We start from the raw sequence: 17,277 nt of genomic DNA, 5'->3' as shown, positions 1-17,277 counted from the left end.
TCGCACCCACCCCGACCAAGCCCGCCCCGCAGGTGCCCACTCCCGCCCGCACGCCCGCTCCCGCCCGCACGTGGCCATTCCCGCCCGCACATGGCCATTCCCGTCCCAGGGCTGCCCGCGCCCGCCCGCAGGTACCGCTCCCCCAGCACGTGCCCGCTCCCGCCCGCACATGGCCATTCCCGTCCCAGGGCTGCCCGCGCCCGCTCCCGGGCGCAGGTACCCGCTCCGCCCGCACGTGCCCACTCCCGCTGACCTGCACGCTCTTGCTCAGCGCTCGCCGGCGCTCCTGGCGCTGGCGGATCACCGCTCCAGGGCCGAAGTCGCGCTCGGATCGCCGGGCGGAACCGGGAGCCTCATCATCGCAGCTCTTCGCCCCGCCCGAAGCCGCCGTCCGACCGGTTATCCACAACCCCCAAGCCCCTCACCCGCTCCGTCCCCAGAATCCCGTTCGCCTCCCGACCACCCAGCCGCGCTCAACCAAACTCGCGGCATGACCTCTCCTTCTCCGACCTCTACACCCAGCCAAGAACCCACAGCACCCGCCACTGCTCAACCCTCCACACCCACGCAAGAAGCCGCACCACCGCGCACTCGCCAAACCCCCACTCTCAGGCCAGAACCCACAGCACCTCGCGCTGCTCAACCCGTCACACCCACCCAAGGAGCCGCACCGCCCCGCACTGGCCAAACCCCCACTCCCAGGCCACAACCCGCAGCATCCCGCATTGCTCAATCCGTCACGCCCACCCGAGAACCCCCACCACCCCGCATTCGCCAAACCCTCATGACAGCCCAAGGCGCCCTGACAACACTGCTCTTCGCTGCCGCCGCGTTCCTTCTTCTCCCCGCTCCCCCAGCAAGAGCATCTCCACCCACATGGCGCTGGCCGCTGGACGGACACCCCCGCGTGCTGCGCCGCTTCACCCCACCACCCGAGCCCTGGCTTGCCGGACATCGCGGCATCGACCTGGCCGCTTCCCCATCCACCCCAGTCCTGGCGGCCGGTCCCGGCACAGTCCGCTTCGCAGGCCCCGTAGCTGGAAAAGGTGTGGTCACCGTCGAGCACGAGAGCGGCCTCCGTACGACGTACCTCCCTGTCAAAGCGTCCGTACGGCGAGGCCAACCCGTCGCCCCGGGATCCACGCTCGGCTTCATAGAAGCCTCACCAGGCCACTGCCCGGAGTCATGCCTCCACTGGGGCCTCCGACGCGGCACCCATTACCTCGATCCCCTCCTGCTCCTGGGCCAGGCGACTATCCGCCTCCTCCCCTTCTGGCACGAGGACGAGAACCCGCTCTCGCCTCCGAATGAGCACTCCCTCCAAGATGCCGACGAGCACGAGCGCCCCGTCCAGCCACCAGTGGAAGAGATCACCAGACCGCTCATCACACAGCTACCAAGATCCCCAGCCGCCCTCCGCCCAGCACCACCCGCAACATCAAAGGCGCTGACCGCCACCCCGCCCGCCCTCACCTCGATCACGCCCACCACCCACGGCCCGTCCCCCGACACCTCATCGACAAGCCGTCACGCCAGCACGCCAAGCCAGCGCCACCCCCTGGCAGCCGCCGACTCCTTCATTCACACCACCACCGCAGGCCGGAGAGACCGCCCAAATTCCCCCACCACAACGCTCGACTTCCTGACCCGCTCGACCTCGACCACCACGACATCCGCCATCGGCCTCGGCACGCTGTTAGGGATAGGTCTCCTGATCACCGCCGTGCGCACCCGCAGACGTAGTCGAACAGACCACCGTCCCCGAAGAAGGGGCCAGCACCGCGCCACCGCAGGAGAAGATCAAGTGCCCGAGAACACCGGCGCCAGGCACCGTGGTGAGAAGCGCCCAGCGCCCAGCCACCCCACAACCACCAACGCAAGGCCCGGCCGCCACCGCAAATCCGCGACCGACGGAAATTAGAAGATCACCCAGCGACGCACCCAGCCGTCGGCATCAGCCAGCGCCAACCATCGACATACTGGCGTACTTGATCACCGACATCCATCATCAGGCCCTCGGATGGGCCTGACGGTAAGCCGCTCTCAGCCGCTCGATCGAGACATGCGTATAGATCTGCGTGGTGTTCAGAGACGCATGCCCGAGCAGCTCCTGAACACTCCGTAGATCCGCACCACCCTCGAGCAAGTGAGTCGCCGCACTGTGCCGCAACCCGTGCGGCCCCATGTCCGGAGCCCCATCCACCTGAGCCAGCCGCGCATGCACGACCCGCCGAACCGTCCCAGCATCGATGCGACCGCCCCGTACCCCAAGGAAGAGCGCAGCCCCTGACCGCGCCCGAACCCACAACGGCCGCCCGTGAATACACCACCTGTCCACCGCCCGAAGAGCAGGCAGCCCAAACGGCACAGACCTTTCCTTACGCCCTTTGCCCAGGACCCGGATGACACGCCGATCCCGATCCACATCATCGACGTCGAGCCCACACAACTCGCTCACCCGCACACCGGTGGCGTACAGCAGCTCAAGAAGGGCTTGATCTCGAAGTTCCTTGGGCTCCCCAGCCGAGGGCGCCTCCAGGACGGCCTGCGCCTGCTCCTGAGCGAGAACGGCAGGCAACGGCCGAGCTGCCTTCGCGCTGCCCAGCAACAACCCCGGATCTGCCGCAAGCCAGCCGCGGCGGTAGCAGTAGGCGGTAAAGGTACGAACGCAAGCGGTCCGCCGCGCCAGCGTGGCCCGAGCCTTGCCGGCCCGATACTGCCCAGCCAGCCACTCACGGAGCACCCCGATATCAAGTCCTTCCAACCGGCCATCCACATGATCAAGCAAGGAGTTCACGTCAGTCAGGTAGGCCCGCACCGTGTGCTGCGAAAGGTCCCGCTCAATCCGCAGATGTCGCCCAAACTCCCCCACTACTTCTTCACGACCGACACCCCCGCTCATCCCAGAACCCCCACTTCGACCACTCTCACAACCGCCATGCCACCACAACCCGACAAAACTTCACCGCCCACTCAAGCCCAACCAGACCCCAAGAACAACACATAACCACCAGAGCCAGAAGATCACCCCAACTCTCAACCACGGACCGGCCCCGCCCCGGTTCAGCCAGCGCCAGGTTGCCCCGCCCCAGTTCAGCCGGGACTAGGTTGCCCAGGCCCGGTTCAGCCAGCACTAGGATGCCCCGCCCCAGTTCAGCCAGGGCTAGGTTTGCTCCGTCTCGGATCAATTCGCGCCGGGTTTGCCAGCCTCCCAGCGAGCCCCAGACCCAATTTCGCGCCAGGACAGGCCCGCGACTGGGGCCCGCAGATGTCCAGCTCACCCGGGCTAACGACCTTGGGAGGCCCGTTCGCAAGTCGGCCAGGTTGCAGCTTCTCATTGGTGCTGTGGCGAGCGGCCCCGGGACTCTCCGCCCTGGCATGGATACCCTCGGCCGTTGCCTTTCCCTGTCGAGCCGGCCCAGCGCCATGAAGGAGAGTCACACCGCCTGGCTGCACGTCCTCAGCCTTGGACGCCTTTCGGCCATGACAGCAGGAGGGGCAGTGCCGACCCAACGTGATCATGGGATTGCGTCATAGGACCGAGCGAACTCGGACGAGCACTCACGAGCGTGGGGTCAAAATGTCAAGAGCGAGGAGCTGGGAAATGGTGACGGCCATCGCTTTGATCCTTCGAGGGCCTAAGTCGAGACCGAAGGAGAGCAGAGCGATGGCCGCAAACATCAGTCTGCCCCGCGAGCGGTGGTTCGCGAAGGGGATCTCCGATCGGTGACTCCGACTTTGTCGCAGCCCGCGATCAATACTCTGACCAGCACAGACAAAGCCCCTTACATCACAGATTTCAGCGACATCTTCGTCGTTCCGCTGACATTCACCAGTTAAAGCGGCTGGCATTTGAGCGTGATACAGCCCCCTCAGCCTGCCGCGTCCACCGACTCTTCGACGCCGGAGCTCACCCTCCGCCAGCCAGCGGAATGTACGGTCTTAGGGGCGTAGTTGAGGCCTTGAGCGCACTATGCGGTGGGTGGCGCCAAAGGCTGAGAACGGTGCAGAACCGACGGGCTTTGGAGCGCCCGCACGCTTCTCGCAAACCAAGACGGGCGAGCGATGCGCGTATGCGTGGCGGTGGCCCGGGAGTGGTTATGTTCCGCAGAGGCGGCTTACAGGAGTATGTTCGCCTGCCTCCACGCCTCGGCGGCGGTGACCTATGACATCGCCCGAACGAACACCCCCAGCTCGCCCCAAACGGCCAGCGCTGGTCAGACAACCGTCCCGCCCGTCGTCGTTTCCCCCGCCTACCGTCCGCTGCCTATCTACCGTCGGCCGCGCCCGTCACCCATCGCCTCTCATCTCTCATCTCTCGTCCTCGCCCTCGCCGTCGTCCTCGCCCCTCGCCCCTCGCCCTCGCCCTCGCCGTCGTCCTCGCCCCTCGCCCCTCGCCGTCGCCGTCGCCCCTCGCCCCCGCCCTCGCCCTCGCCCTCGCCCGCTCGAGTATGAAGGGCCACTCAGGCATCACCGGCCGCTGTGGCCCCTGGAGTGCACTACGTCATTTTGTGGCCGCTGAAGGTCACTCAAAGACTTCAGCATCATCGGCCGCTCAAGGGCACCCGAGGGCACTCGCAGGCGCTGGAGGAGACTCGAGGGGCTCCAGCCTCACCGGCTGCTCGAGCATCCTGGCCAGCGCCCACGCGATAAGCCGGTGCCCCTTTCCACGCCTTTGTCGCGTCGGATGTCATTCCCGTACATCACTGCCGCTGTGGGGCATGGCGGGACGGCCTGGCCGGCCATTCCCAGCCGACGGCCCTGTACCGAGCGGGCAGCGATTTTCAGGCATGGCAACCATCGCATCGGTTCGGTTCGGTCCGGTCCGGTCGCCTTCAAAAGTTGATCGTTTGTGCCTCAGTGCCAACCGTGCTGTTTGGGCTCGTGAGGGAAGTCGTCGTCTGGGAACGGGGGGTCGTCGGATGCGTCGGGCTCGGGGGCGGTTGGGGGTTCTGGGGTCGCGGAATCGGGGGCTTTTGGGTAGGAGGTGAGCTGTTTACGGAGGCGCCAACCGTTCGTGGCTCGTTCTATGTAGCCTGCGGCCGCTAGGCCGCCCAAGGCGCTCAAAGTGGCATCCAGGCTTAGCCCTGCGGCGACCGCTATGGACGCAGGACCTGCGCCGCCGCGGGCGGGGATCGCGTCGAGGACCTTTCGGGTGGGTTCGTTGAGTTTGTCTCTGGGGACTGCAGGTGCTCGGGACTGAGGGGCCAGGTCGTCGCCCATTACGCCGACGAGGTCGATCATCTCCTCCGGAGAGGTTACGCATATGGCTTTGCGGTCGCGGAGGAGTTTGTGGCAGCCGGCCGACATGGCGGAGGTGACCGGGCCGGGGACTGCTGCCAGGTGTCTGTTGAGGGACAGGGCGTGGGTGGCCGTGTTGAGTGCGCCACTGCGTAGGGCTGCCTCCACCACTACTGTCCCCCTCGACAGGGCTGCTATCAGGCGGTTCCTGATGAGGAAGCGGGCTCGGGTGGGGTGGACGCCGGGTGGACATTCGCTGATCACGACACCCCGATCTCTAACGGCGGCGAACAGGACTTCGTGGCTCGCCGGGTAGCAGATGTCCACGCCGCAGGCCAGGACCACCACCGTTGGCGCGTCGGCGGCCAGGGCTCCTCGGTGAGCCGCGCCGTCCACCCCGTGGGCGCCGCCTGACACGACCGTCCAGCCCGACTCACCGAGGCCGACACCGAACTCGGCAGCGATGTGAGTGCCGTACGACGTGGCGGCTCGTGCTCCTACGACCGCTACCGATTTGAGGCAGGAGAAGCGCAGGTCGGCCGCACCGTGAAGCCACAGACCGAGAGGGCGTCCGGGGCCTAGCTGGTCCAGTTGGGTGGGCCATTCCGGGCTGCCCGGGGTGACCAAGCGGGCTCCGGACCTTTCTCCGTTTTCGAGGTCCGCTACTGGGTTGGCCGCTGCCAGGCGGGCATGCCAGGCGTTGAGGCGGGCGGTGAGGTCGGGGGGACGATCTTGATGGGCTTCCTGCGCTCGCTTGATCTCCTGGGCGACGAACTCTGGGGGCAGGATGCGGGCTCGGATGGCCTTCACTGCCGATGAGGCCCCGTACTGCATCACTAGACGGCCCATGATGGGGTCGCCGACATCAGCCGCTCTCATGAGCGCGGCTCTGGCCTCAGCTTCGTTCCCAGCTGAGATCGAGCTCGATGTAGTGGCTGGGGCTGAGCCCGATGTAGTGGCCACAGCCGAGGTGGCGGTCGTGGACCTAGTGGCGGCCGTGGACCCAGTGGCGGCCGTGGACGTGATGGCACTCGTGGGCGTGATGGCTGACGCCGACGGGATAGCTGCCGCGGGCGCGGTGGCGGTCGTGGGCGCAGTGGCTGCCGCGGGCAGGGCGGTCGTTGGTCGGGTGGCATTTGTGGCGGGGGCGGCTGAGGTGGTGTCGGTTGCGGCGATAGCGCTGGTGGCCCACGCGGCTGGTGTGGCTGCAGTGGCGGGGGCGGTCACCGCCCGGCTAGTTGGGGACGGCGAGGTCGAAGGTTGCGGTGAGGCTGCGAAGGTGGTCTGGGGGGTGCCCGTCTGAAGCTTCGTCACGGGCTGATGCTTGGTATCGCTTTTGGGCCTGGTTGCGGGCACACGATGTGTATCGCTGGTCATTGGGGCGGAGTTGGTGGGCTCGGGTGATTCCCGCAGTTGATCGACGTGAGCAATGCCTACTTCGACGACGATGTTCTCGCTCATGTCAGTGGCGGTGTCTATGGCTGTGCCAGCGCTTGCGCGGCTTGTGTAGGCGACTGCGGCGGTGCCATTGCCTGCGGTGATAAAGGAAGTGGCACCCGTTTCGGCGGAGGTCGGGTGGCTCGTGCAGCCGACAGCGGCGGTGTCCAGGCCGCCGACCGTATCGGGGCTTGTGCAGGTGCTAACGGCAGCTCCAGTCCCCGTGTTAGCGGTCGGAGCGGTCCTGGCAGGTGCTGGAAGGGTGCCGGCCAAGGCCGTCTCGGTGGGCGCGTGGGTCATGCTGCAGTCCGGATGGAGGCTTGGTGCAGCGTCTGCCCGCGGTAGGCCTGGGGTAGCGGCTGGCGGAGGTGTGAGGGGTGTGTCAGCTTCCGGGGTTGAGCTGGGCATCAGGGCTCCTGGGAACGGAGGGCGGACGGTGGTGAGAGCTGAACGGGATGAGGACCGGTCGTAATGCGGGAGCAGGCCATGGTGCGGGAGCATGTCGCGGTGCCGGAGCAGGCCATGGTGCGGGGGCACGTCGCGGTGCCGGAGCAGGCCACGGTGCGGCAGCGCATCGCGGTGCCGGAGCAGGCCACGGTGCGGCAGCGCATCGCGGTGCTGCGTAAGTGCGGTGCTGTCTGGGACGCGGTGCGGCGCAGTGCTTGGGTGGGGGTTAGGACTTCACTCCTAGCCAGAAGCTGAGGGCCGCGTTTGTTTCGTCCTCCTGTGGGGTGTCCTTATCGGCGAGGTCGGCGAGGGTCCAGGCGACGCGTACGACGCGGTCCAGGCCGCGGGCGGTGAGGGTGCCGGAGTCAAGGCAGGACGTCATGGGTTTCATGGCCTCGTTGGACGGGCGGTAGTCGGAGTGGAGCAGGGAGGAAGGGATTTCGGCATTCGTGCGCCAGGGCGTGCCGGTCAGGCGTTTGGCGGCGCGTTCGCGGGCTAGGAGGACGCGTTCGGCCACTGTCTTGCTTGTTTCTACGAACTGGCGGTCGGCCAGAAGCTCGCGTCTGGTCGAGCGGACCACGGTGACCTTCATGTCTATGCGGTCGAGGAGCGGGCCGGAGAGCCTGCCCAGGTAGCGGCGCTTGATCGTGGGGGTGCACTTGCAGGTCTCGCTCTGGTCCTCGGCCTGGGCGCACGGGCAGGGGTTGGCGGCCAGGACGAGCATGAACCTGGCCGGGAACGTGACCGAGCCCGCGGACCTCGAGACCGTCACGTGGCCGGACTCCAGAGGCTGCCGGAGGGCGTCGAGCACGTGGCGGGGGAACTCGGGGGCCTCGTCCAGGAAGAGGACGCCTCTGTGGGCGAGGGAGACGGCTCCGGGGCGTACGACCGCGCTGCCTCCGCCGATGATCGCGGCGGACGTCGCCGTGTGGTGCGGGCTGACGAACGGGGGCCTGCTCATCATCGGAGCGTTCGGCGGCAGGGCGCCCGCGACGGAATGGATGGCCGTGACCTCCAGGGCATGGTCGAGCTCGAGGTCCGGCAGGAGGGTGGGGAGGCGTTCGGCCAGCATGGTCTTGCCGGTGCCGGGTGGGCCGAGCATCCAGAGGTTGTGGCCGCCTGCCGCGCACACCTCCAGAGCCCGTCGGGCGACCGGCTGACCCACGACGTCCGCGAGATCCACCGCAGGGCCGTCGGTGGACTTGGGCAACTCGGCGCACTCCTCGACCCGCGGCTCGGGTTCCTCGTCTCCTCTGCGCAGCCACTCCACGAGCTGACGGAGGTGTGAAACCGGGATCACTTTGACATTGGGCACCAGGGCGGCCTCGGCTGAGTTCGCGGCGGGGACGACGACTGTGACGTCACCGTGTTTGGCCGCGCCGATGATGGAGGGCAGCACGCCGCGTACAGGTCTGATACGGCCGTCGAGGCCGAGCTCACCCAGGAAGAACGGCTCCGCGATGCGCTCTGCCGGGATCACGCCCGCGGCGCTCAGAATGGCCACGGCTATGGCGAGGTCGAACTGGGAGCCTCGCTTGGGGAGGCTGGCCGGGAAGAGGCTGACGATGATGCGGGCGTCGGGCCAGGGATAGGTGCTGTTGACCATCGCGGACCTGACCCGATCTCGGGCCTCGCTGAGCGCCGTGTCGGGGAGGCCGATGAGGTGGATGCCGGCCAGGCCGTTGCCCACGTCGGCCTCCACCTCGACGGTGCGGCCCGCGACTCCGATCACGGCCACGCTGCGCGTGCGGGCCACGGCCATCTAGATCGCCCCCCGTACGTGACTCAGGGCGAAGTCACCGGCGAAGCGCTCAAGGGCGATCACGTCCACCCGTACGGTGCGGAACGTGCGCGGCTGCGCGGCCAGCCACTTGGCCGCGAGCATCCTCAGCCTGGCCAGCTTGGCCGGGCTCACGGACTCCAGGGCTGTGCCGTGGGATCTGCCCGATCGGGTTTTGACCTCGACGACGACCAGGGTGGGGCCCTCTTCGGCGAGGATGTCGATCTCGCCGTGGCGGCAGCGCCAGTTGCGGGCGATTATCTTCATCCCCTCGGCTTCCAGGTAGGTCACCGCTACCTGTTCGCCTTGTTTGCCGAGGTCTTGGTCGTGTTTCGCGGCCATATGCCACCTCCGTCGTCGGTCTGGTGCTGGTCCGGGCACCGACTTTCGTGGATGAGGGGTGGTGGGGGTGGGCCCGAACGGGGTTCTGGGGAGAACGTTGGGTTATCCACAATCAGGGGGTTGACCTGGGGTTTTACGGCTACGCTGCCCCGGATTCGTCCGGTTGGCCCGTGGGTGGCCCGTCGTTTCCATTTTCGCAGGTCAGGGCACTATCAGTGATCGTTTCGCCGGATAGGGCCGCTTCGATTCGGGCGTTCGCCGCGTCCTCACCACCCTTGATCCAGTGCGCGTACGTGGTCAGCAGGGTTCGGATGGAGTGTCCGAGCCGTCGCGCGATCTCGGCAGTGTCCACGCCCGCCGCTATCAGCATGCTGGCGTTGGCGTGCCGTAGGTCGTAGGGCCGTCTGGCGACCTCGGAGACGTGCTCATCCGGGTTGAGAGCGGCTTTGCGGGCACGCCGCCAGACGGACCGGTACACCCCGCCGGGCACCTTGCCCCGGTCGGGGCCGTCGTAGAACAGCCGCCCATCGGGGGCCGGGGGGAAGGTGAGCAGGTGGCCGCGCAGGATCACGACCAATTCCGGGGGGATCGGGACGATGCGGACCGTCTTCCTGCTGCGATGCTTGAGCCCGCGTTCGTCGTGTCGTTCGCCGTCGTCGGTCCACAGTTCGCCGACCTCGGGGCAGGCCCCGATCAGGGTGATGCTGCCCCACCGACCGCCCATCGGCAGTTGGCAGTGCTCCACCTTCAGATGCAGACCCTCAGAGGGGCGTACGCCCGCGTAGAAGATCAGGCAGAACAGGGCGAACAGGTGCGGCCCCCGATCGCGGTACTGGCCGTGGCCGCGCAGTTCCCGCACTGCCCACAGCAGCCGTCGAGTCTGAGCCAGGGTGGGCACGACCACAGGGGAGACCGCATCATCCATGTGGCGACGACGGGTCTTGATCGCCGATAGCGGGTTGAGGGCGATCAGTTTGGCCGACACGGCGCGGTCCAGGCACTTGAAGAGGATCGCCCGGCGGGTGCGCGCAGTCGTGGCCGCCGCCTGTTTGCCGTTCTGGAGTTTCTTGATCGCCGCCAGCAGGGCACGCAGGTGTTCATCATCGGCCAGCTCAGCTACCGGCCGGGTGTGGTCGCCGAGCCAGGCAAGCGCCGCCGCGATGTCGTCAGGCACGACCTCGGAGGCGATCCGGCCGGGCCGGTAGGCCCATTGACTGAGCGCCCTACGCAAGACCTGGTCGGTGGGGCGGGTGCGTCGAGCGCGCGGGGAATCTCCCAGCATGTTCATGGTGATCTCGGTTAACGATTCGGCGAGTCGCCGCCGGCTACCGGCCGCCGCACCGTCCCATTCGGCCGCCGCCACGTCGCAGGAGTGGTCGAACCAGGTGCGTTGCTGGCGGGTCCAGGACAGGGGTTGCCCGGTGCGTAGGTCCCACTCTTCGCCTACGGTCTCGGCCGCCCGAGTGAGCTTGCTCTGGAATTTCTGGGCTAGCGCTTTGGTCAGGAACGACAGAGAATAGGTTCCCGTGTTGATTCTCCACCGTAACTCCCAGGGCTTCTTTCGCCCCTCACGCTTGCGGATCTTCCAGAATTGGATGTCGATTGCCGACACGTCAGCCACCTTCCATTTCCGTTTTTTGACTCTCTAACCATTTTATCCAGTCATCGTGCTTTATTCGTCTTTCGCCGTTAGGAATTCGATATGTTTCCGGGCCGCGCCCGGTGGCCAGCCACCGATAGAACGTCGATCGGGGAACCTGCAGGATACGGCGAGCATCGGCGATCGTCAGGAAATCATCTCGGCTCATCTCTCGTCACCTTTCATCAGAGGGTTCACGGGCCAGCCACGGGCCAGGAGCCTGGAAGGACTAAGCCCGTGCGGGATCGCTTCGCGATTGCACATTCAGCCCATACATGCCAATCTTTTGAGGCATTTCCAGGCAGAAGAATGAGGAATGGCGTACCGCAATTGACCAATGACGGGAAATGGTATTCGGTAATTCATCTTTCCCGTTTGGAGAGCCACGCCGACCGTAGCCCGTCACCGGCCGGACCGCGCCCACGCCAAGATCATCTCAAGTGGGTACGCTCTGTAGTCGATCGTTACTGTGTGCGCTCGGGGCGGCCCACCCACCCACCCACGGTGTGGGTTGCGCACCATAGATCAAGCACAGGATGCAGCCACCAAAGACCAACCAACAGCAAAGATCAAAGGTGGTGCCTTCGGCGCGTTTTGCCTGATGGCGACTCTCATCTCAACTGCCGGCCGCCGCCGCGCCGATCTACTCTGCAAGCCCCAGCCGCAGCACTTCGCGGGCTTGCCGATGCTCACGGCCGAGCACTTCGGCCAGCACCCGATCGCCTAGCGTGCGGTAGCCGATCCCGGCGACCCGCCAGTCACCCACCAGGACCGTTCCCGCCCTGTCGTCATCGGGCAGGCCCGTGTCCCCTCCCGCCCACGGGTCCCGTTCGCGTGCTCGCTGCGACCGCCGCCAAGCCCGACGCGCCTCGCGCAGGGCCGCGAACGTCGTGGAGTAGCGGCGGCTCTTGGAGGTCACGTGCCCGCGAAAGCCGAGCGTGTGCACGTGCCGTGCCAGCCGCAGCGCCCGGCAGGCACCCAGCCGCGCCAACCTGCGCACTGTCGCCGTCAGGGCCGCCACGTGCGCCGGGATCCTGCCGCCCCCGTCCACGTCCAGTTCATCGGCACGCGGACGCGAGGAGGGCAGGCCGCTCACGCTGTCGCCAACCGTCTTGGTCGCGTATTTGGCCAGATAGCCCGCCACCCGTGCCCGGTCCACCTCGCGGGGTTGCACCGGCCGCACGTCCAGTTGAGCGCCCCAGCGTGCCACCGCCGCCGCACGCCCGTCCACGACCGGAAGCGGGACACTGACCCGCGCCGCCGCGTGCGCCAAGGCTGCCGTCAGCAGGTTCACATCGGCCCACGCCGGGGGCGCGATCGTCTGTTCCGGGTCATCGGGGTTCACGCCGTCCAGCCGGGCGAGCACATGCAGGTGCACCACGCCACGCTTCTGGAATTCGGCCACCTTGGCGTACGAGATGCGCAGCACCTCCCGCACCCGCCGCACCGTCACCGCCCGCCCATCCAGAGCAGGAGCCAGCGCCGCCAGCGCACGATAGACGTAGATCACCGTGCGCCGCCACAGCTCCCCGACACTGGCGTTCCACAGCACCAGCCCGGCCAGGTCGGCGCAGTCCTCACACAGCGGAGCCCCCACCATCCCGTCAGCCGCCTCATGGCGCGCATGGCACCACAGCGGCCTACCGTGCTCGCACGTCCGCTTGCCCCGTCTACCACCCCGAGCGGCCCGGCACACCCCGCCATCACGGGCAGCATGCACGCGTCCGAAGCTGGGCGCGGTGAACGTGGCCAGCACCATCGGATGCCCCACCTGATCACCGCCATCATCCGGCGTCACGCCACCGGCGAACACGTGCCAGGCATCGGCGCGATAGCGGGCCGCACATGGCGGGCAGACGCTTTCGCGGCGGTCCTTACACGCCACCAGCAGCGCCCCGCCCGGCTCTTGCTCGCTGGCGTAGGTGGCTTCAATCTCGCCCGTCGCCGCGTTCACCGTCATCGCCGAGCCGACCAGCCGCACCGGCCGCACACAGTGCCCGGCCCGTTCCACCTGAGCCGTCCAACGCCGGTAGTCATCTTCATCAGCCATGCGGGCGATCATCTGCCCGAGTACCGTCTGACTCTTGATCATCTGACAATCTCCCCGTTCCTTCAGGCGATCCGCATCAGGAGCGGCCCCCACTCGCCGCCCCCGCTCGTGCGAACACCGCCCGCTCTAGACCCCCGCCTGATCTAGAGCCGACGATCAGCCGCCCGCCCTGATCGGCTCCCACCGCTCCAGCACCGCATCGCGCAGCGCCTCCAGGTCCTTGTCATCGGACAGCAGCCCCGCGCCGAGCCCGCCGTGCCCCCACGGCGAGTGAACGAACTCCCTCAGGGTCCGCTCCAGTTCCTTCTCCCCGTACTTCTTCAGCCAGCTCACGAACCGTTCGGCCGCGTAAGCCTCACCGATCTCCACCAGTTCCCCCTCGGTGACCCACATCCGCACTGTCTTCTCCTTGTCGTCGTCTCCCTTGTCGCGGAGAGCCCCGCATCGCCCGCGACCCCATCCCCGGGGGAAACCCCCGTCTTACGTCTTGACCGTCCGTTCGGACGGGATTGTCAGATACGGGTTGTACGCGCCGACCCGCCGCCCGGTTCAACGATTTCCCGTATTTCCGCAGGTAAGAGCCGTTTCCGGAAAGCTGCCCGGTCCGTAGCGGATGCCGGGCAGCTCACCTACGGTGACTTTCAGTCGCGACTCAGCCGACGCGCACGCACGTGGCGGGCACGTACCCGAACGGACTACCGGTGAGGCTCGTCCGGCCGGAACGGACCTTGTACCAACTGCGTCCGTCCCTGCCGCACTTGTTGAGGTACCTGTTGATCGGCTCGCCCCGCACCAGTTCGCAGGTGGTCAGGACGGTCCCCGTGTTGACGGTTCGCAGCACCAGGCCGTTGACGAAGGGGAAGTCGCGGATGGCGACGTTAACCCCGGTCACCCGCAGGGTTCGGCACGCCGACGCCGAGCCCTGCGCGCTGGCCTGCGTGCTGGCCTGCGTGGTGGTCTGCGTCGTCGTCGCCGCGTTGGCCGCGCCGGTCGTGACGGGCACCGCCGCCAGGGTCGCGGCGAGGATGGCGGACGCGAAGACGGTGGACGGCTTGAACATGATCGTTTCTCCTTTGTGTTTGCGGAACAGTTGATCTCTTGGACAGGTTGTTGAGCTGACCGGGCGTCAGCGGTGCAGCCAGCGCGCGGTCTCCTCGTGGGCGAGGTAGCGCACGGCGACGACGGCGACGATCAGACCGACCGCCGTGCCCAGGTTCGGGCCGGTGATCATCGAGACGCCGCCCTGAATGATCATCAGGGTCTCCAGGATCAGCGCCGTAACGCGGATCCAGCGGCGGCGCGAGTCGAGCAGCCCGCCCAGCACGCCGAGCCCGACGTAGAAGGCGACGGACACACCGATGAGCGCCCAGACGCCCCCCGGCAGCGGGCCGGACGGTGCCAGCAGAGCGACCAGCAGGACACTGGCAGCGATCCCGAGGAAGGCTTGGACGTACATCCAGCCCTGAGCGATGCGGACCGGCCGAGGAGTGACGTACTCCGTGCTGTCGTGGATGTCGCGCGTCCGGTCAGTGAGCGTGTCATGCATGGTCATCTCCAGGGGGTGAGAGTCGTGGCGCGCAGCTCAGCCGCATACGCCGCCAGGTCGGACAGTTGCCGGTCGGACAGGTAGAAGCCCTTCTGACGGACCGGCCCGGCCGAGCCGGCCAGCAGGTAGCCGACCCCGGGCGATCCCAGGGGGATGGTCGAGGCATCCACGCCCCGCGTCGCCCAGCCCGAGCCCAGCACGGTGTCAGAGGCTTCCCGCGTCGTGCAGCGCAGCGCCCACCGGGTATCGAACAGATCCCGGATGTAGGTCGGCACCACGTCCGAGCCGGGTTTCTGCGTGGCCGCGATCACGCGTACCGCCGCCGCGCGCCCCCGCGCACCCAGCTCATGCAGAGGCACCAGGAACGCCTCGCGCTTCTTCTTCTCGGGGTGGAGCGTGAACGTGGCCAGTTCGTCGATGACCACGGCCAGCACCCCGTAACCCATCCCGCGCGTGATCTTCCGTGCGCCGGACGCGGCCAGGTAGCCGTAACGCTCCTCCATCTGATCGCGCGCCCATTGCAGGCCCGCCGTCGCGCTGTCGATGTCCGTGCGGATCCCGCCGTAGGCCACTTGCTCCCAGCAGGCCAGCTCCACGCCCCGCTTGCCGTCGATCAGCACGCCCTGTGTCGCGGGGTCCAGCATCAGACCCGCGATCAGCGTGTGCAGGGAGACCGACTTGCCCGCATCCGGGCCGCCGCCGATGATCGTGTGCACACTCACCGGCCCGGCCTCCCCTCGATCTGGTCTAGGCCGCCGCCCGTGACCTGTTCAGGGCCGTCGCTGAGCAGCGAGACCGTGACCAGTTCCCCGGTCTCCGACACGCCGACCGGGATCGGATCCCACGCGCTGGTCACCCAGCCCTGATCGGGCGCATCGGCCCACGGCCAGGCCAGCACGCCGAACCCGTCGAGGGGATCACGCCGGATCACCTCCACGTGCGCGTACCGGGCGTTGCTCTCATCGACCGCCACCCGCACGGCGGAGGCTTCCAGCGAGGCCGCCAGCCATGGGGCGCGGTCTTCCACGTCGCAGGCCGCGCCACCCTTGGGGACACGGACGAGCAGCCGTTCCCCGGCCGCCGTCCGCTCCGCGTTCATCACGCGGGGGATGCGGTCGTTGTGCGTGGCCAGTCCGGCGAAGCGGGCCGCCCGATCCCAGCGGCGGATCACGTGCGCCCGCCACAGCAGATCCACCAGCCAGCCCCGCACGGCAGGAACCCCGCCGAGCGCACCCAGCAGGCAGACCGCCACCGCCACCGCGATCGGCCAGCCACCGTACGTCCAGCCGCCGCCCACCGAGGCGAGCACGGCAGCCGTCAGGGCGATCTCGCGCCGGGCCAGCCACGCCGGACGCAGCACGTACACCGTCAGCCGCGAGCCGGGGGTGGATTGCGCCCGGATCGGCACGGCGGGCATCTCGATTGCCGGGGGCAGTCCCGAGGGACGCCCGGGAACCTGCGGACCCACCAGCCCCGTCATGTCGCCACCTCGCCCGCGTCCCCGTCCCCGTCGCCGGGGTAGGGGGGTTGGTGGGTGAGGGAGTGCAGCCGCGCGCCCGCCACGGCGGGCGGATCCCCGGCGAACACCGGAGCGGCGTCCGTCAGATCCGGTCTGCCGTCCGGGCCGTGTCCGCGCAGCAGCCAGCCCGGCTCACCCTCGCCGAAGCAGCCCAGGACCTCCGAGGCGAAGACCGCCGCCGAGCGCGACAGCGCCGAGGCGAACCACGCCGCGCCGGAGGGGGACAGGTGATCCACGCGCACCACCACGAGCTGACCCGTCATGCTGGCGAAGCTGAGCAGTGGCCAGCCGTGCGGTAAGCGCCAGGTGTGCACCCGCGCGTTCTCGGTCGGGGCGATGACCAGATCCATCAGCCCTCGCCCCCGGACGACTCGCCCGCCGCCGAGGCCACCGAGTGGCGCGCGGCCCCGATCGGGTTACGCCCCCGCGTGCCCGCCGCCGCGCCCTGCTCACCGGCCGCCGGGGAGCCGTTCGACGCGGGAGCGATGTGGCCCGCGCCGCCGTTGAGCGGCACCACGCCCGTGGCGCTCCACCAGCGAACGTCCCCGTCCTTCGCCGTGCCGTAGGCCAGACCTTCCACCCGCACCGGCAGGCCCGGCACCAGGTGATGCTGTTCCCCCGCCAGGTTGAACTTGATCATCGTGGAGTCGCTGCCGTCCATCGCCAGCAACCGGACCACCATGATCGGTAGACCGTCCTCGGTCACCTTGACTTTCTTGGTCGCGAAGTCCTTCGCCGGAGTCGGCGGCGAGGCGACCGTGAACCCGAGCTGACTCGTGTCGATCGGGAAGCGCATACGTCTCTCCCTGCCTCTGGGGTGTCCCCGTGACACCCACCTTGGCAGGCAGTACTCGAACGCGCGTTCGAATGGTTCAGCGTCATACCGCTACGGCATACCGGCATGCCAGACCGTGTCCCGCATGCTAGGGCCGGACAGCAGGCGACCTCGCCCGAGGAACGGAGAGCACGTGCGACCCATCCCGGACGAGGTCATCGCTAATCTTCCCAGGTCAAAAGTGCATATGTCGTCGCGCCGCGCCCGCCCGAATGCTTCCTCATAGCGCGCCGACCCCGCATGCTGAACCTGCGGTTCTTCTCCTGCTCATAGAAGGCCGACCGGTCACCGTATGGAGCCCTAAGGCCGGAGCTTGGTAGCCAAGCCAAGCGCATGAGTCAGCCCCGGGGACGGCATCGGGGGGTGTCCCGTCCCCGGGAGCTGACTTGGCCAGCCACATCCCGCGCGAGTGGCGGCCTCGCCCGAGTCGGCGTGACACGC

At 67.9% G+C, this 17,277-nt stretch carries 17 protein-coding genes; 3 read left to right on the top strand and 14 right to left on the bottom strand.

Annotation, left to right across the window (positions count from 1 at the left end; translation table 11 throughout):
• Positions 1 to 169: 169 nt before the first annotated feature.
• Entirely contained in the window at positions 170 to 1,921 is a 1,752-nt protein-coding gene (locus H4W80_RS64020; RefSeq protein ID WP_318787361.1) for a murein hydrolase activator EnvC family protein, read from the top strand.
• A gap of 87 nt (positions 1,922 to 2,008) precedes the next feature.
• On the opposite strand, the gene H4W80_RS45695 is transcribed toward H4W80_RS64020, so the two are convergent.
• Both H4W80_RS45695 and dprA read right to left on the bottom strand, forming a co-directional pair.
• Positions 2,009 to 2,902, bottom strand: coding sequence for a tyrosine recombinase XerC (locus tag H4W80_RS45695; protein ID WP_192790770.1), 894 nt, complete (start codon positions 2,900 to 2,902; stop codon positions 2,009 to 2,011).
• Between the two features lie 1,955 nt (positions 2,903 to 4,857).
• Entirely contained in the window at positions 4,858 to 6,120 is a 1,263-nt protein-coding gene (dprA, locus tag H4W80_RS45690) for a DNA-processing protein DprA (protein WP_192790769.1), read from the bottom strand.
• Here dprA and H4W80_RS45685 point away from each other — a divergent pair.
• Both H4W80_RS45685 and H4W80_RS45680 read left to right on the top strand, forming a co-directional pair.
• A complete protein-coding gene (locus H4W80_RS45685; protein WP_192790768.1) occupies positions 6,119 to 6,544 on the top strand; it encodes a hypothetical protein in 426 nt (141 codons plus the stop codon). The genes dprA and H4W80_RS45685 overlap by 2 nt on opposite strands.
• A 605-nt stretch (positions 6,545 to 7,149) precedes the next feature.
• Complete coding sequence (locus H4W80_RS45680) at positions 7,150 to 7,380, top strand: hypothetical protein (RefSeq protein ID WP_192790767.1); 231 nt, start codon at positions 7,150 to 7,152, stop codon at positions 7,378 to 7,380.
• Here H4W80_RS45680 and H4W80_RS45675 read toward each other — a convergent pair.
• From H4W80_RS45675 to H4W80_RS45620, 12 genes are all read right to left on the bottom strand, one after another.
• Complete coding sequence (locus tag H4W80_RS45675) at positions 7,352 to 8,887, bottom strand: YifB family Mg chelatase-like AAA ATPase (protein ID WP_192790766.1); 1,536 nt, start codon at positions 8,885 to 8,887, stop codon at positions 7,352 to 7,354. The two genes, H4W80_RS45680 and H4W80_RS45675, sit on opposite strands and share 29 nt — an antisense overlap.
• Positions 8,888 to 9,247 (bottom strand): YraN family protein, encoded by a 360-nt coding sequence (locus H4W80_RS45670; RefSeq protein WP_192790765.1) that lies wholly within the window; start codon positions 9,245 to 9,247, stop codon positions 8,888 to 8,890.
• A gap of 139 nt (positions 9,248 to 9,386) precedes the next feature.
• Positions 9,387 to 10,859, bottom strand: a complete 1,473-nt coding sequence (locus H4W80_RS64015; protein ID WP_192790764.1) for a tyrosine-type recombinase/integrase — start codon at positions 10,857 to 10,859, stop codon at positions 9,387 to 9,389.
• Between the two features lies 1 nt (position 10,860).
• Entirely contained in the window at positions 10,861 to 11,055 is a 195-nt protein-coding gene (locus H4W80_RS45660; protein ID WP_192790763.1) for a helix-turn-helix transcriptional regulator, read from the bottom strand.
• Between the two features lie 474 nt (positions 11,056 to 11,529).
• Positions 11,530 to 12,978 (bottom strand): replication initiator, encoded by a 1,449-nt coding sequence (locus tag H4W80_RS45655; protein ID WP_192790762.1) that lies wholly within the window; start codon positions 12,976 to 12,978, stop codon positions 11,530 to 11,532.
• Positions 12,979 to 13,092: 114 nt separating this feature from the next.
• Entirely contained in the window at positions 13,093 to 13,335 is a 243-nt protein-coding gene (locus tag H4W80_RS45650) for a hypothetical protein (protein ID WP_192790761.1), read from the bottom strand.
• Between the two features lie 253 nt (positions 13,336 to 13,588).
• On the bottom strand, positions 13,589 to 13,996 hold the full coding sequence (locus H4W80_RS45645; protein WP_192790760.1) for a hypothetical protein: 408 nt from the start codon (positions 13,994 to 13,996) through the stop codon (positions 13,589 to 13,591).
• 66 nt (positions 13,997 to 14,062) lie between these two features.
• Entirely contained in the window at positions 14,063 to 14,488 is a 426-nt protein-coding gene (locus H4W80_RS45640; RefSeq protein ID WP_192790759.1) for a hypothetical protein, read from the bottom strand.
• On the bottom strand, positions 14,485 to 15,198 hold the full coding sequence (locus H4W80_RS45635; protein WP_192790758.1) for an FtsK/SpoIIIE domain-containing protein: 714 nt from the start codon (positions 15,196 to 15,198) through the stop codon (positions 14,485 to 14,487). The genes H4W80_RS45640 and H4W80_RS45635 overlap by 4 nt, the downstream gene beginning before the upstream one ends.
• Before the next feature lie 2 nt (positions 15,199 to 15,200).
• Positions 15,201 to 15,962 (bottom strand): hypothetical protein, encoded by a 762-nt coding sequence (locus tag H4W80_RS45630; protein ID WP_192790757.1) that lies wholly within the window; start codon positions 15,960 to 15,962, stop codon positions 15,201 to 15,203.
• Positions 15,959 to 16,351 carry a hypothetical protein gene (locus H4W80_RS45625; RefSeq protein WP_192790756.1) on the bottom strand — a complete coding sequence of 131 codons (393 nt, stop codon included), beginning with the start codon at positions 16,349 to 16,351 and terminating at the stop codon, positions 15,959 to 15,961. The genes H4W80_RS45630 and H4W80_RS45625 overlap by 4 nt, the downstream gene beginning before the upstream one ends.
• Positions 16,351 to 16,797: a hypothetical protein gene (locus tag H4W80_RS45620; protein WP_192790755.1), complete on the bottom strand. Its 447-nt coding sequence runs from the start codon at positions 16,795 to 16,797 to the stop codon at positions 16,351 to 16,353. The genes H4W80_RS45625 and H4W80_RS45620 overlap by 1 nt, the downstream gene beginning before the upstream one ends.
• Positions 16,798 to 17,277: the final 480 nt, after the last annotated feature.

Origin of the sequence: Nonomuraea angiospora (assembly GCF_014873145.1) — a bacterium.
Taxonomy (GTDB): Bacteria; Actinomycetota; Actinomycetes; order Streptosporangiales; family Streptosporangiaceae; genus Nonomuraea; species Nonomuraea angiospora.
The sequence above is the reverse complement of the archived record's forward strand: the minus strand, read 5'-3'. Positions and strand labels throughout refer to the sequence as shown.